Here is a 15,353-nt window from a genome sequence, read left to right as displayed (position 1 = left end):
CCTTCTTCCTCCTTCCTCCTCGTCCTCTTTGGTTTGATTACCGCATACGAATGGGACCCGCTGCCGTAATTTGCTGCGCGATTTCTTCCGCCTGCAGTAATGATGACAAGGGATCGGATAAAAAATATTTACTCCACTCTAGGTTTATCACTTCACAGGTCGACACTTTATCCAGCTCATGCCGCAGTATTGAATGTGTAGCGGTGCTGCCATGCGGACTATTCAGTATGAGCAAATAGTCGCCAAGAAACGCGCTAATTTCCCTTCTGTCTATTTGGGCATATTCAAGCCCCTGTTCTATGATTTCACGCCGCACTTTTTCGGCAGGCTTAAATCCCAGCAGCTCATAAGCTGCTATGCCGCCACGGCCCTTGCTGTTTCCTATCAGGTCGACGTGCTCGCCCCAATTCGGATCAGCTATTGTTAATGTACGCCCAGGGGAAACATATTTGCTTACATGATTGCGTATTAGAGTTGTCCGCCGCACGAACTCACTTAGCCATGCTTCCGCTTCCTCTTGTCGATTTAAAATATGGCCCATCGCTTGAATTTCCTCCGCTATTGTCTGGTACGCTCCGCTTTGATAAACAACCGTTGGCGCAATGCGGGCATACGAGGCGTATGCGCCGGGATCCCAGGTAATAATCAGGTCCGGCTCCAATTCCAGAACCTTTTCCAGTGAGATGTGGTTATGATTGCCGATATTCACAGCCTCCGCATTCATATAGGGCTCAAACCACTTCTTGCCCCCGATAAGAGAATACGGCGCTCCTAGCGGTGTAACCCCTAACGCCAAAACGTGGCCGATATCCCAATCCACCACTACCCGGCTCGGCATAGCCGGAACCTGAATGCTACCCATTGGCGTAGCAATCGTTCTTGCACTTGGTTTGCTGTTTCCCCGAATTACCGGCTCTTCACTATTCGCTCCTAGCCATACCTTCACAGCTGAATCAAGCTCGCCAGCTCCTATTTCAAAGGTTGGCCCGTATTTTCTAAGCTGCTCCCTATAATGCTTGGGAGAGATTCCGAAATTCTTTTTAAAATAACGGCTCAGTGTGAAACCATTCGCGTAGCCGACCTGCTCGGCAATATTTTGCAGGGTCGCTTCCGTTTGTCTAAGCAGCCGCGTTGCCTGAGCCATGCGAATTTGAGCCAGTACACGTCCTGGGCTCATATGAAGCCGATTTTGGAACAGCCGATTTATATAACGGGTACTGCAATTAAATGCAGCTGCTACGTGCTCAACAGTTAGCGGCTCTTTATAATGCTCTGCAAAATAGCCAATGATCTGCGTTGTTCGGTCAAGGCCTGAGGCTAGTGCGCGATGCTGCCGTATTTGCTTCAGCAGCTCGTACAGCCATTGATAAAATTGGGAAGTCGATTGGATACGCTCCAAATAATCAATGTTTTCCCATTGCCTCTGCAGCTGCGCCATATGCGCCAAAAGCGGTGAAGGATAGGATAGCTGCATGCCAAAGTGGGCATTCAAATCCGCAGCTTCCACGGGCAAAGACCCCACAAACATATATACAACCCAATAAAGCTCTATCGCCTCATCGGCTATGACGCTTAGATGCGCCCCTTGGCTGCCATGAATGGCATAGCAGGTGTCAACCCTATGCATCTCTTGATCCAGCCATATGATTCCTCGGCCGCGCATGACAAATAAAAAGGTGTTGGATGGACATAATTGGGAGCTCGGTGCCTGGTTAATCTCATATTCATAACGCCGGACATCCAATAGCCGGACTGGCCTATTGTCCCAAAGCGCTGCATATTGCTCTATATCCATAAGAAAGCTCCTATCGTTAGCATTAAAACGGGCGTGCATCCTCATCATATATGATAACGATTCTCAATACAATCTTTAGTCAAGTTCCGAAACGGGTATGCTCTCGTTCCGAATTGGTCATTGTACAATCTAAAAATTTCATCTAAAGTGAGGTTTAAATGAAAATTGTTATCAATTAGAAAGAGGGTTCGAGATGTTTAGACAACACGCTTTTTACAAAATGGCATGCCTTGCCATGCTAGCACTTGCTGTATTCCTCGCTGGCTGCGCCAATCAGGAGACTGCTGAACAGGTGGAGGATGCAGCCCAAACACCGGCAACTCGGAAGATAAACACATCTATTGGCGAGATCGAAATCCCAGCTCAGCCCGAGCGCATTATTGTAGATTGGAATATCGGACATGTGCTTGCTGTAGGCGTCACTCCTATCGGAGTGCCTCACAGCCTTCTCGATTATGGCGAGTTTATGCGCAAACCTCTCGAGAAAACAGCGGATATCGGCAATCACAATCAGGTTTCACTTGAAAAAATGGTAGCGCTTGAGCCTGATCTCATTATTACGTGGAACAAGGATGCCTATGATTCCTATTCCAAAATCGCTCCGACTGTCGTTTTCGTTCCTGACGAATATGCATCCATGGAAGAGGAAGTGACCGCTATGGGTGAAATTCTGAATCGCCAGACGGAAGCTGAAGCATGGAATGAGCAGTTTACCCGAAGAGCAGAAGCAACGCGCAAAAAAGCACAGGCGGCCGTACCGGCTGGCGCCACCTTTACGATAGCCGATTTTAATTGGCTCACTAATGTTGGCATTGTTGGAAAAAGTGCAAACCGCGGCGGTAAAGCGGTATACGACTTGCTTGGCCTCACCCCTGCTACAAAAATCAAACAGGATTTAATTGATAAAGGTGAGGAAAGCATGGATATCAGCTCCGAGCTATTTGGGGAATATGTAGGCGATTATCTCCTGCTTATGAAGTCCGAAAACAGCGATAAAGAAGATATTCCTGAAATATGGGCGGGGATGGATGCCATGAAAAATAACCAAGTATATGAGCTGGATATTCATAAATACCTTTCTGCTGATCCCTATACGACGATATATCAGGCAGAAGAAATTGCTGAAAAACTAGCCTCCAAGCAAACTAAGCTGCAATAGGCCATAGAATAAACCCTAATAGACCTATTCATGTGCTGATCAATCGTCTTCCTTTATCGGACAAGCTGATTGATTCAATCTATCATTAAATAAGGAAGGGCGAAATGGCATCGATATGCCTTCCGCCCTTCCTTCCTCATTTAACTAGGCTCCGTGCCCCACACTAAATTTCCGTTTTGATACAAGGTGACCTTTGTATAATCTGCATAAGTGATTCGCAGCGGGTTAAAGGAATAATCATCCGTCTCGCTGAAATTCGTCCAATCGTTCTTATGAATGCGCGTATGAATTTCGCCAGATGTTCCGCCCGCCGGAATGCTGCCAGCGCCAGCGCTAAAAGACAGCTCTACATAATGATCGGCGCCCGTCCGCGGCGTGCTCAGCTTGACGAAGCTGCCCGCCACATTATTATTGCCTACTTGGGCATAGTCGCTGAAGAAATTTTGCTGTTTTTCTCCGTCAATCGTGTACCAATAGCGAATAGTAAGTCCGCTCATTGCGACGGGAGCGGTCCCGTTATTTTTTATAATAAACTGCGGCTTCAGTTGGTTATCCCCAGCATTGGTATCCCCTGCCCGGTAAGCTACCGCTAATGAACCAGAAGGCTGCTCTGGTCCGGTTGTACCGCTCGGTGTGGCAGCAGCTTCGGCCGAGGCTGCTCCTGTGCCAGCGCTGTTGACCGCTTGAATAATATAATAATAGGTCGTTCCGTTCGTAACGGCTGTGTCATTATATCCGATACCAGCTACAGCAGCAGACAGCGTCGTATATGGCCCGCCGCTCGTCGTAGCCCGTTTCACCGTATACGAGGTCGCGCCAGCTACTGCATTCCAAGCAAGCTGAACCTGCACGTTGCCAGCTGTTGCTGTTAAGCCGGACGGCGCAGCAGGAACGAGCGGCCCCTCAGGCGCCTCGACCGTTTCCAGCACCGACCAATAGGCGGGCTTGGACTGCAATCGCTCATCGAATAGGAGCGGCCAATTGTTGCGGGCTACCGGGAAGGTGCGAAGCCAAGTATGCGCATCATCCTTTCCCCATAAGGTCACATTCGTAACGGTGTCCGTATGCCGCAAAAACACCTGGAACAGCGACTTGTACAAATTGGCTTGGCGTGTTTTTAGCTCCTCCGAAAATGCCTCATAGGATTGTGAATTATCCGAATAGACGCTAATATCAAGCTCGGTAATATGCGTTTCCAGTCCCAGCGCTTTGAATTTGATGATGGAGCTTTCTATTTCTGCAAGAGTCGGGTAATAAAGACTGATATGTGTCTGGTGACCGACGCCGTCAACCGGAATGCCCTTAGCCTGCAAACGTGTAATTAAATTATACAGCGCCTGGCTTTTTGCCGGTTCATGCGTATTGTAATCGTTAATGAACAGCTTAACAGTCGGGTCTACCGCATGGGCGAACTCGAACGCTTTTTCAATATATTCTTCACCCGCAATTTGATACCACAGGCTGCGGCGCAAGCCATCTGATTGCGATGCATCGATGACCTCATTCACTACATCCCATGCATATATTTTGCCCTCATATCGTTCCATTACCGTCTGAATATGATTTTGCATGCGTGCATACAGCACCGCTTTGCTGACCAAATTACCGTTCGCATCCCGGAACACCCAATCCGGCGTTTGCGCATGCCAGACTAGCGTATGTCCCCGCACCTGCTGGTCATTTTGCACACCGAAAGCTACAGCAGCATCTGCCTCCGTAAAATTAAATACGTTCTCCTGCGGCTCTGTGCTATCCCACTTCAGCACATTGCCAGGCGTTACGCTGTTAAAATGCTTGGTCAGAAGCTGTTTGTCCGGCTCGGTCAGAAGCTCATCATTCGTAAAAGCCGAGCCAAGCAGAAATTTTCCGGCAAAAGCATCTTGAAGCGACGGTATGTCCTCTTCAATAATAATTGGTCCGAGATCCGGCTGCCGCTCGAACCGGAAATCGTCGACGTAGAAGGAAGCGGTTGCACTTCCTGATACCTCAAAATAAACCGATACCTGTGTGGCCGGCTCGAGCATTTTGAATGCAGCCTGCAGCTTCGTCCAGCCGCTTGCTGTAACTGCTCCAGATGCAATATTCTCATAGCGGGTACCCGCTGGCAATGTGCGCTGAAGAGACATTGAAATATTGGTGTTTGCTGCTCCAGCAGGCAGCTTGACCCAACCAATAAACTCATACGTTTGCCCAACCTCAAGCTGGCTTGTCACATCCAGAGAAGGTCCATGCCAAGTGCTTGTTCGTCCACTTACAGCCAAGCCGTAGGCTCCGCTTCGCGCTGCTGCGGCATTCGCAGCCAGAACCTCCACACCGCCGCGGCCAACCCATTGCTGCGCCGTACCATCCTCGAAATCGCTCAACTGGAGCAAGGTATTTCCGGTTTCCTCCGCTTGCACAGGCTTTGCCCAATAGAGGGGAAGCAATAAACTTAGGACAATCAGAAATTTAAGCGCTTTCATAAATGGATAAAGCTGACGATTGCTCATTCTTTAATTCACTCCTTTTTCTATTCGGGTACGGTAACCACTCACAAATCCGCAGTACTGTCGTTCAACATACATAAGCGAAGCTAACGACAAATCCTTGTCTATATTTTTAATTAGACGCGCCTCCTCCCTATGTTGGTTGAAAGAGCCTACCCTTTTGCAAGCAAGATACCCGATAGATAGAGCTGGGAACGACCCATGTAAAAATTATACATCTTCCTAGCCCAGCCTACAATATCAATTAATTGAAAAAAATGTAATTAGAATTTATACAGTAGCTGTAGAAGATAGCAAGCCAATCTTAGGCTTCACTGATTATAAGGGGAATAGACACTTACCGTTGGAGATGGAGAAATCACATTTTTTTTGAAGGTGATTTTATCCATTTTGCGATTGACCAATCCAATTAACTGATCCGCCATGTAGGACGTGGAATATTTAAAGCCCGACTCTTCCCAATAAAGAATAACCCCTATTGCAGCTGACATCTGGTAGCTAAGCATAATTTCATAGTCTAGAGTGGGGCTTCCCTCATCCATAATAATATGCATATCGCGCCTCATCGACTCCCGAAGCACGTCGTAAAGCTCGAACCCGAAGCTGCGATCTACAGAGAGCAGCGCTTGAAATTCATCTTTATTTTTCTCAATATGGTTAAACAGCTGCAGCGCCGAAGGATAAATATCTTCTGCTTTTACCAGATCCATCCCCTCGTAAGGGATGAGCAAGGTCTCGGCAAAGCCAAGCAGAAATTCGCTTCGTATTTCTTGCAGCAGCTCTTCTTTGCCTACAAAATGCTTATAAAAAGTTCCGCGATTGTAATCCGCCCGCTTCGCCACATCAAGTATGGTCACAGCCTCATATCCTCGCTCTAATATGAGCGACACGAATGCAGCTTTAATCGCTTGACGCGTTCTTCTTGTCCTTCGGTCCAGTTGATCCTCCGTTGCCAATGCGCTCATCCTCCAAAGCTTATAGGTCATATTGTTCCTATTATACCTCATTCAATATTCCAGAATAAATGTCAGCTTATCTTGCCTACCTATTAAGCATCCAAGACACGCATACGTTGGAATACATTTGAACATCATAAGCAAAATCAACAATTGAGTTTCATATGTTCAATTTCAGTCCAAAAGTAGACATACATTCCTTACCTGTCACCTACGTGACACTGAAGAGAGTATTGATTATTGTCGTGACAACATTGTGAAGTGTAACCTGTAATGGCAGACATACAACTTATTCATTCAATATAACGCTCGACTAAATTATACGATAAGGATGCGATAAAACATGGTTACTACAACAACAACGAAAACCGCAGTCATTACAGGCGCCGCTGGCGGCATTGGAAAAGAGCTTGCCCGCCGTTTTGTAGAGCGTAAAGTTAATTTGGTCCTGGTAGACTTGAAGCTTGAAGCCTTGCAGCAGGTCGTTGCTGAGCTTGGCCTTGACGATTCCAACTCCCTAATCGTAGCAGCAGACGTCTCCAAAGAAGAGGATGTTGAAAACTACGTCAATAAAGCCGTTGAAAAATTCGGCACAATCGATTATTTCGCCAACAATGCAGGCATCGAAGGCCCATCTGGACTTATCGAAGAGCAAAGCGTGAAAGCACTCGACCTTGTATATAACGTAAACGTTCGCGGCGTATTTCTCGGCCTTCACTATGTCGTTCCTGTGATGAAAAAACAAAAATCCGGCGCGATTTTGAACACTTCCTCGCTGGCAGGCCTTATGGGCGCACCAGGCATGTCCCCATACATCATGTCCAAGCATGCCGTAATCGGTTTAACTCGCGTTACAGCTAATGAGCTTGCTCCGCTTGGCATTCGTGTCAACGCCGTTCTTCCAGGCACAATCAATACGCGCATGATGCGTCAAATTGAAGAAAACTTCGGCAATCCGGAGGCCTTCAAAAAAGCCAATGAAGCAGCAACACCTATGGGTCGTTACGGCGAGCCGGAAGAAGTGGCAGCGGTAATGAACTTCCTCCTGTCGGATGAAGCATCATTCGTTACAGCATCGCTTTATACGGTCGATGGCGGTATGGTCGGACAATAATAACTAGAAAAATAACTTACCAAAAAGGAGACTATCCACTATGAAGCTTGAAAACAAAGTCATCATTATTACAGGTGCGGGAAGCGGCATTGGACGTGCGACTGCCTTAAAGCTTGCTGCCGAAGGCGCTATTGTCGTATCTTCCGACTACAATGAAGCTACTGCTAAAGAAACAGCGGAATTAATTAAACAGGCTGGCGGACAAGCTTCCGCGATCCGCGCCGACGTTTCCAGTGTCGAAGATGTTAAAAACATGATCGACATAGCAGTCGAAACACATGGGACGCTTGACGGTATTTTCAATAATGCTGGTGTAGGCGATATTCGCTCCTTTGAGGATCACACACCGGAATATTTCAACCATGTTATTTCCGTGGACCAATTTGGCGTATATCTCGGCATCTACTATGCTTCCAAGAAAATGAAGGAGCTTGGTGTTAAAGGTATTATTGTCAATACCGCTTCCATCTTCGGTTACATGGCTGCTAAAGGCAGCTTTGCTTATCAGGCTGCAAAGGCTGCGGTCATCATGATGACAAAATCGGCAGCACTGGAGCTTGCTGAGGACGGCATTCGCGTAACGGCAGTAGCACCGGGCTTTATTGATACACCGATCATCAAGGACGGCGATGATTTCAAAACCTTCCTTGCTGAGCAGCATCTGAGCAAAAAGCTCATTCAGCCGGAGCAGATTGCTGATGTTGTATCCTTCCTTTTCTCAGAAGAGGCCTCGGCTATCAATGGACAGACGATTCCTGTTGAAGATGGCTTCCTTATCTTTAAACGCTCTTAATTCATACTAGCAAGCAGCAGCTGCGGATTGCCCGCAGTTGCTGCTCTTTTTTTACAGTCAACCACACTTGTTGTTATCGTCGCCTCTTTATAGTATAAATAGGCATAACAAGGGAGCTGATGCTGGTATGTACAAGCATATTATATTTGATTTTGACGGTACGATTGCCGACTCTGCTGCCGCTATTTTGACCATCTATAATGAAATGGCGGCGCAATATCGTTTTAAGCCTGTAACGGAAGAGGAATATAAAAAGCTGAGCAAGCTTACTTTGCAGGAGCGATTCAAGGCGCTTGACGTCCCCTTTTATCGGTTTATGCTGTTTCGCAAAATCAGCATAGAGTTCAAACGGAAATACAATGAGCATGTTGCTTCCATTCCATTTTGCAGTGGGATGCAAGAGGTATTGAGCCATTTGCTGCAAAGCGGCATAAAGCTATCCGTTATTACATCCAACGCTGCAAACAACGTCGCCGACTTTCTGCAGCCCCACGGCATTCACGCCCTTCATGACATTCGCAGCTCCAACAGTCTGTTTGGCAAGCATAAGACCATTCAAAGCTATTTGAAAGAAAACCAGCTTCGACCGGAGGATGTAATCTACGTCGGCGATGAGCTGCGGGATATCGTAGCCTCCCATAAATGCGGAATTAAGGTAGTCGGAGTCACCTGGGGACTCGATCCTAAGGAACTGCTGGTATCCGGCAAGCCTAGTTATTTGATTGACCAGCCAAATGAGCTTTTGCGTCTGATAGAATCCACCTCTTCTTAACCTCACATATGGCAAAAACATATCAGCCTCGAATAACAGTAAAACTGACGCCAGCCGAGTACCGACATCAGTTTTACTGTTTACTATATAAACAGGCTCTATCGCACGCGATGAACGCCCAGAACCTCATTAACTGTGCCGTCAATCGATACCTGGACGACATCCTGCTTTACCGCTCCGTTATTATAATAAGCTGTAAAGGTGAAGCTTAATGTTCCTTTGTTAAGCTTTTCGAAGGAGGCATCCCATAGCTCGCCAGCCCATAATGTGCCCGCCGTATTTTTCACCTCCAGCTTTGTCCTAAAGCTATTCATGGCAACCTCTACGCGCTCCGGCTTCGTATCCGTCCCCGTTTCTGTCGCATTCGCTACCAAAATGAACTTTTCTCCTGCCCAAAATACGCTATACGCACGTGGAGCTTCTTCATCCCCGCTCTGCTTTTTGTTATAGGATTTACGAATGCTGTTCCAATCGTCCGTATGATTGACCATTCCCGCCACTTTCAGCGGCTGTACTTGTACGGTTTTGGAAATCGTTACTGGTTCGGCTAGACCATCATCTACAGTAACGCTAAGCTGCCATGCGCCAGTCTGCTCCATTTTGAGCCTCGGCCCTGTCTTGGCGTAAGGATAGGAAATGGTATACTCGTACGCATATTTTTGCCCAGAAGGCGACTTAAGCTCCATCTTTAGAGCTAGCGTATCTTTGTCGGGATCAGCTGCATTCGCCTCGAATGTTACCATGTCCCCTTCAAAAATCGGTTTCGGAGACCAGTCTACATTAACCGTTGGCGGACGATTCGTCACAAAATAAATATACGCATATTTCCCTGGATTGCCCGCTACATCCGTATCTATAACCGTCAATCGATAGGTTTGTCCGGGAATTAATCCCGCTATTTGATGCGATAGGGCAGCCGCCGGCAGAGCCATATTGTATTCGGCTGAACCATCGCCATTCAAGTCAATCGTTGTCACACTGCCATCCATATTAACCTTTTGCATATAAAAGACTCGAGCCGCATGGCCTGAGGATGGGATCGCATCGCTAAAAGCATTAAAATTAACCGTTACCGAGGTCGGTTTAATTTCAAGCTGCTCCTCCACATCATCCGGCTGCACCGTATCCACAAAGAAATAGCCATTGCTGCTGTATGGACCCCATACATAACTGTCATAGGCTCTTGCCTTCCAATAATGCAAGCCTTCCTGCAAAGGAAGTGTTGGTACATGACTGGTCGCAGCATTCGCCATATTAGTATCCAGCACTTTGCGATCGGCAGCATGGAAAAATACCTCGTAATCAATTGCTGTGATAGGATCATTTTCAGGATCAACGGTAAATACACGCAAGACCGGACGATTGTTGTTCGTATAAATTGGTTCTGATGCTGCTGCTCCGTTGTAGCTCAGTAAGTAGGTTGTGGGCGGCGAATCGATGATAAAGTATACGGCATTGCTATCATCTGACCACACTCCACGACTGAATACGCGCCCCTGCACCTTCACCTTGCGTCCAATATCTATCGTACCCGCTTCAAGCTGGAAGCTCGCATCATCGCCCGGGTATTCTACCTCCAGCGCCGTTTGGCCATTATCCACATACGTTAGTTTCAAATAAAACTGTTCCTGCGGATCATTTTCTTTATCCCGGTATATCCACTTCAGATTTGGATCGTTCAGGACTACCGTTGGAGCGGAAGATGAGCCGCTAGGATAAGTCAAAACCATTTCCGGTCTGGACTGATTAACGGGAGGCAGCGCCTCCTTATAAACTCTCGTCTCCGACCAGAAACTCCATGCCCCATGCATGTCCTTCACCTGCTCCTGAACGATCAGCTCGACGCCAGGGCGGCTGTAAAGCAATCTTTTCCCTGTTGTCCAAGCGCTCTCGTCCGACCAGCGCGTTCGAAACAAGCGATCCGCCAAATAACCGGGAACATCCGGGTCATAGGACGTATCGTGCGTCAAATAATCCAGCGCTTCCCCTCCAGCGTAAATGGTGCCAGTAAACCAAATATCCGGCTGCGCAATCGGCCTGCGGTGCACGTAAAGCGATTTAGTGGCAGGCTCCGAGAACAAACGGTAATCAGCCAAACCGGGATTATCCTGTGCCGTATAAGTGATGGCATACAGACCGGGCTTGTCGAGTGAAGTTAGCGCCGCGCCGAAAGCTCTCCCATTATATTGGCTAAGGCCGAGCGTATTGGCAAAATAACTTGGATTATGCGCGTAGCTCCATTTTTCCGCTAATCTAGCATCTGTCTCGGGATCACTAAACAGCTTATTGTATAAAATCTGTTCTCCTACAAGCACTGCCTCATAGGTTTCCTCTGGAATGGAATCGCCATAATTGATGCGCTTCACTTGGCTAAATGAAGCCTGCTGCTGCCCAAGCGACATCAAGCCTGCTGAGCCCTTTTGGTACGTAGCATCCGTCGCTTCCAGCTTATTAACCCCATTAATAGAAACGCGGTGCACACCCGCGAGCGATTCCAGCTTGAAGGCATAAGGGATAGTCGCACTCCTCGGCATCGCGACCTGACCCATAACAGTCTTGATTCCGCTCTTCACTTTGTAAAGCGTCAGTGTACTGCCCGTCCACTCCACCGCATACATATTTTTTTCATCTTGAATTTGAATGGCCGCTCCTACCGGTTTTTCATTCGATAAATGATTGATGGATAAATCAAATTCAAGCACCTGATTGCGCATCACGCTATTTGGATCGTAAAGCAGTCCGCCCCATGCCTCGCTATCCATTTCAACCGTAGTATCGTTAAGCAGCCGCGGCAAATCTCCCGTTGATTCACCTTTGAAAGGAATAACTACTTTTTTGCTTGTAATCGAGCTTGAATACGGTCCCGTATAGGTTGTATCTGTTCCAAAGCCTAGAACAGAGCCATTAGGGAGAACGTTCGAGGCGCCGCTAAAGGCAACTCCGTCATAGCCATTTCCATCTGAATATTTCATCGCATCCGTCACGAATAAGGCTTTGTTCTCAAAAGTTTCCGCACCTAAATACGGCGTTTGATTAATGCTCAATACACCTGCCCAATGCTGTAATTTTTGAAATGCTGAGCTTGCCCAAACTTGCTGGCCACCCGATGTCTGATAAGTGATTTTATTAAAGAGCTTCACACCAGCTGCCATTGCCCAAAATTCACCCGAAGGCTGTGAAAATGGGCCGATCAAGCCTGTTTTAGGCCATAAAATTTGCGTCATCACTGGATCGTTTGGGGTGGGGCTTTTAACATTAGCTGCCGAAAACTGATCCAGCATCCTGTAAGGGTTTCTATCATCGTTTCTCGTTATGGAGCCATCTGGCATAATCAAAAATCCATACGGAGTCGCCATCATTCCCGGCTTATTAACCGCTGTTTTTGCGAGCTCATTAGGGAATTTCAAATCATCAATCGTGCCGCTGTTCTTCTCCGGCCTCGTAAAGCTATTTGTTGAAGTATGGTAAGACAGAACACCGCTCACCTGGGAGTAGCCATGATTACCAAGCTCGAAGCGCATGGAGGTCGCATAGCTTTTCGTCCGGTCAGTCGACATCGTAATTGCTGAAAGCATGCCATTGCCAGTTACATGATTTGCTATTAATTGACCACTCGGATTTACAGCATAAAATAATGCCGTCCAGTTATCCTCCGTACCTCTTCGCATGTTCGCAGCCAATAACAAATTTCCACTTGCATCCACATCTACACTGCCAATCTGATAAACATTCCACATATCTATTCCGGCATGCACAAGCTTTGTCCAATAGAGTGTTTTTTGCGCTACAGAATATTTAGCAACATAAAGCTTTTGCCGAACATCAAACGTTCGTCCTCCATTGCTTTCCCGATACGCGACATACAGAAACTGCCGATCTGGTGAAAAAGCTGTGCCAATGACCTTATTGCTCGGGTCGTCCCAATAGCTGCTTCCTCCTGCTCCTCCCGCAGCTGGCGGCGCAATATTCGGATATTCTTCCAACAGCTGACCGGTCTCGATGTTATATAAACGCAGCGTGTCCCCTGAAGCATTTACGATCCCTTCTTCCAGAAAATAAGCCTGTTTCATCTGGCTCGGATGATATTGATAAAATACCCCTTTGAAAGTGATTCCGGGATGCACATACGTATGTTCAATCTGGCCTGTCCATATATCACGGATGGCAAACGCCCAGTTTTTAGACTCTGGCGGTTTGTAGCTGTAAACCCAATAATAGCCCGCTTCGGTCATCACCGTCGTTTTGTAGCCAGCATAAATTTGGCCGATACTGCCCTCCCATGCCGGCAGCGGCTTCACATTTTCCGCTAAATTATAGCTTCCATTAAAATCTGCCCATAGAGCATTGCGAGTCGTTAGATTAACTCCATTTGATTTCCAGCTTGCCTTATTCGTCGTCCCCCCTTCATATGGTGTCTTATTGACCCATGAGCGCAAAATCGAATCCGGAGAGTAGAAGGTGACTGGCGGACCGCTGCTCTCCCCCTGATCCGGCTGCTGGGTCAGGCCAATCGCTGTAAAATCAACACTTGGCGCACGATTAATAATGTCCGTTTCCACAATAGCAGACTGCGCCAACAAGCCATAATCCTCCGTAACCGTTGCACGGTATTGGCGCTTGCCGACTGTCGTATATTTTACGCTGTACGTGTCCTTGTACGTACCGCTATATAACGTGCGCCAGGATTCCTCGTTAAAATTGCCGTCATTGTCAGCATCGTATCGTTCTTCCAGCATAAGACGCTCCAGCTTGTCGCCATCTAGGCTGCTCGCATCAATATAAATCATATTTTCGTTATGACGCACGCCTTGTTCGGAAGCGGAAAGCTCCACTACTGGCGGCTGATCAGGTACAACCTCCAATGGATAGGCTGCCCATTCACTCTCTCTTCCTTGAGAATCATGAACCTTTCCCTGAAGGGTATAGGCTCCAAGCTGATCCGGTGCTTTAGCAGGCCATACACCAAGCGTATAGGAACCACTATCATTTTTCTTATAGCGAATTTCCGACTTGTTGAAATCAATAGTCACTCCCCGCTCCGACAACGGTGTAAAGGAGTTATTCAGATGATGAAGCTGCGGGAACGGTCTGCCCTGAATCCAACGCGTCACACCAGAAATGATGGCAACCGGTTTTGGATCATTGACATAAAGCAGCGCCGTATCTGATTGGCTTTCAAAATCGTTAGATACATTCAGCGTAGCCTTATAAACGCCCGGTTCATTAAATGTGACCACGGGATGAGAGAAATCTCTTTGATCAAAATTAAAATTGTCTAAATTTTCAGTTAATTCCCATGAATAATCGGTATAACCTCGGGCTGTCGCCGATAAAGTTGCCTGGTCGCCGGTGAAAATAGAGGTTGGACTCCAGTTGGCATTTACTTCGAGTATCGGTCTTGGTGCTGGTGTCGGCTCGGTTACTCCATTAGTAGCTGTAGCAGTTGGCGTAGTCGTTCCCGGCTTGGTAATGGTACTCGTGCATTCAATGGCCTGCTCCGCTGTCGTTCCATCCGTGAACGTGACTATTGCTCGCATGACGAATGTCTCGGTATAGCTGTCTCGGCCAGCCAACTGGGCTTTCGGTATTGTAAATGCAAATTTATAACTGATCGTATCCAAAACCTGAGCAATGGTCTGCGTTTGATATTGGGTTCCATCTTCAAGGCGGGCGAATACTTTCCAGTTTTTTATTTTGAGCGAGCCTCGCTGCTTTAGGTTTGCTGTAATTGTTGAGTTTACCGTAACATCTCTGTCTGCGAAGCTAACGGTTGATGGATCAGCTTTGCAGGTGCAGTCGAGGTAGGGCTGGTCTATTGGAGGGATTGGCTCGAGTGTAAGTCGAACTTCACCAGAATATAAGTAGGTGTTAGCTTTCCAGTTTGTGTAAGTATCAAGGGTATAAGCAGCACTTTTTGCATAACCCGTTCTTGTTGCTGTGGTGTTTAGCAATTGATTATCGATTTCAGCAAGAGTTGCTATTTCCAAATAACCTCTATTTGCTGTTCCACTTTCCTTTCCTGTTTTTAACACTTTAACAAATTTACTATTATCTACTGGATCTGCTCTGACTAAATCAACTGAGTTAGATTTTAACTTACTAAATCCAACGTTCTCACTAGTTTCTTTATAAATATAGGTGGACGGACCAGAAAATCCATCACTTATAGCTAATACCCAGCCCGCACTGTCAATTGCAACTTTTACGGGGAGGCTATTTCCATAAATATCTTTTCTCATCTTACCAGGGCATTCAGCAATACCGTTGACCCAGCAATC

At 47.0% G+C, this 15,353-nt stretch carries 8 protein-coding genes; 4 read left to right on the top strand and 4 right to left on the bottom strand.

All coding sequences use genetic code 11. From position 1 onward, the window contains the following. Window positions 1-37: 37 nt before the first annotated feature. Entirely contained in the window at window positions 38-1,795 is a 1,758-nt protein-coding gene (locus ACSR9A_RS11625; protein ID WP_473757391.1) for a helix-turn-helix domain-containing protein, read from the bottom strand. Between the two features lie 193 nt (window positions 1,796-1,988). Here ACSR9A_RS11625 and ACSR9A_RS11620 point away from each other — a divergent pair, with 193 nt between their 5' ends. Continuing rightward, on the top strand, window positions 1,989-2,954 hold the full coding sequence (locus ACSR9A_RS11620) for an ABC transporter substrate-binding protein (protein ID WP_473757390.1): 966 nt from the start codon (window positions 1,989-1,991) through the stop codon (window positions 2,952-2,954). Window positions 2,955-3,094: 140 nt separating this feature from the next. Here the strand turns inward: ACSR9A_RS11620 and ACSR9A_RS11615 are convergent, their stop codons facing one another. After that, window positions 3,095-5,443 carry an endo-1,4-beta-xylanase gene (locus ACSR9A_RS11615; RefSeq protein ID WP_473757389.1) on the bottom strand — a complete coding sequence of 783 codons (2,349 nt, stop codon included), beginning with the start codon at window positions 5,441-5,443 and terminating at the stop codon, window positions 3,095-3,097. Between the two features lie 308 nt (window positions 5,444-5,751). Further along, entirely contained in the window at window positions 5,752-6,405 is a 654-nt protein-coding gene (locus ACSR9A_RS11610) for a TetR/AcrR family transcriptional regulator (RefSeq protein ID WP_473757388.1), read from the bottom strand. 334 nt (window positions 6,406-6,739) lie between these two features. On the opposite strand from ACSR9A_RS11610, the gene ACSR9A_RS11605 reads away from it, so the two are divergent. The 3 genes from ACSR9A_RS11605 to ACSR9A_RS11595 all read left to right on the top strand — a co-directional run bounded on the left by ACSR9A_RS11605 (window position 6,740) and on the right by ACSR9A_RS11595 (window position 9,075). Beyond that, entirely contained in the window at window positions 6,740-7,510 is a 771-nt protein-coding gene (locus tag ACSR9A_RS11605) for an SDR family NAD(P)-dependent oxidoreductase (protein ID WP_341280908.1), read from the top strand. 40 nt (window positions 7,511-7,550) lie between these two features. Further along, complete coding sequence (locus ACSR9A_RS11600; RefSeq protein ID WP_473757387.1) at window positions 7,551-8,303, top strand: SDR family NAD(P)-dependent oxidoreductase; 753 nt, start codon at window positions 7,551-7,553, stop codon at window positions 8,301-8,303. 127 nt (window positions 8,304-8,430) lie between these two features. After that, complete coding sequence (locus ACSR9A_RS11595; protein ID WP_473757386.1) at window positions 8,431-9,075, top strand: HAD hydrolase-like protein; 645 nt, start codon at window positions 8,431-8,433, stop codon at window positions 9,073-9,075. Window positions 9,076-9,173: 98 nt separating this feature from the next. Here ACSR9A_RS11595 and ACSR9A_RS11590 read toward each other — a convergent pair whose 3' ends face one another. Continuing rightward, a complete protein-coding gene (locus ACSR9A_RS11590) occupies window positions 9,174-15,062 on the bottom strand; it encodes a hypothetical protein (protein WP_473757385.1) in 5,889 nt (1,962 codons plus the stop codon). Window positions 15,063-15,353 lie beyond the last annotated feature (291 nt).

This window comes from Paenibacillus sp. R-74696, assembly GCF_055814915.1.
Note: the sequence above shows the minus strand (reverse complement) of the source record. Positions and strands in the feature narration are given on the sequence as shown.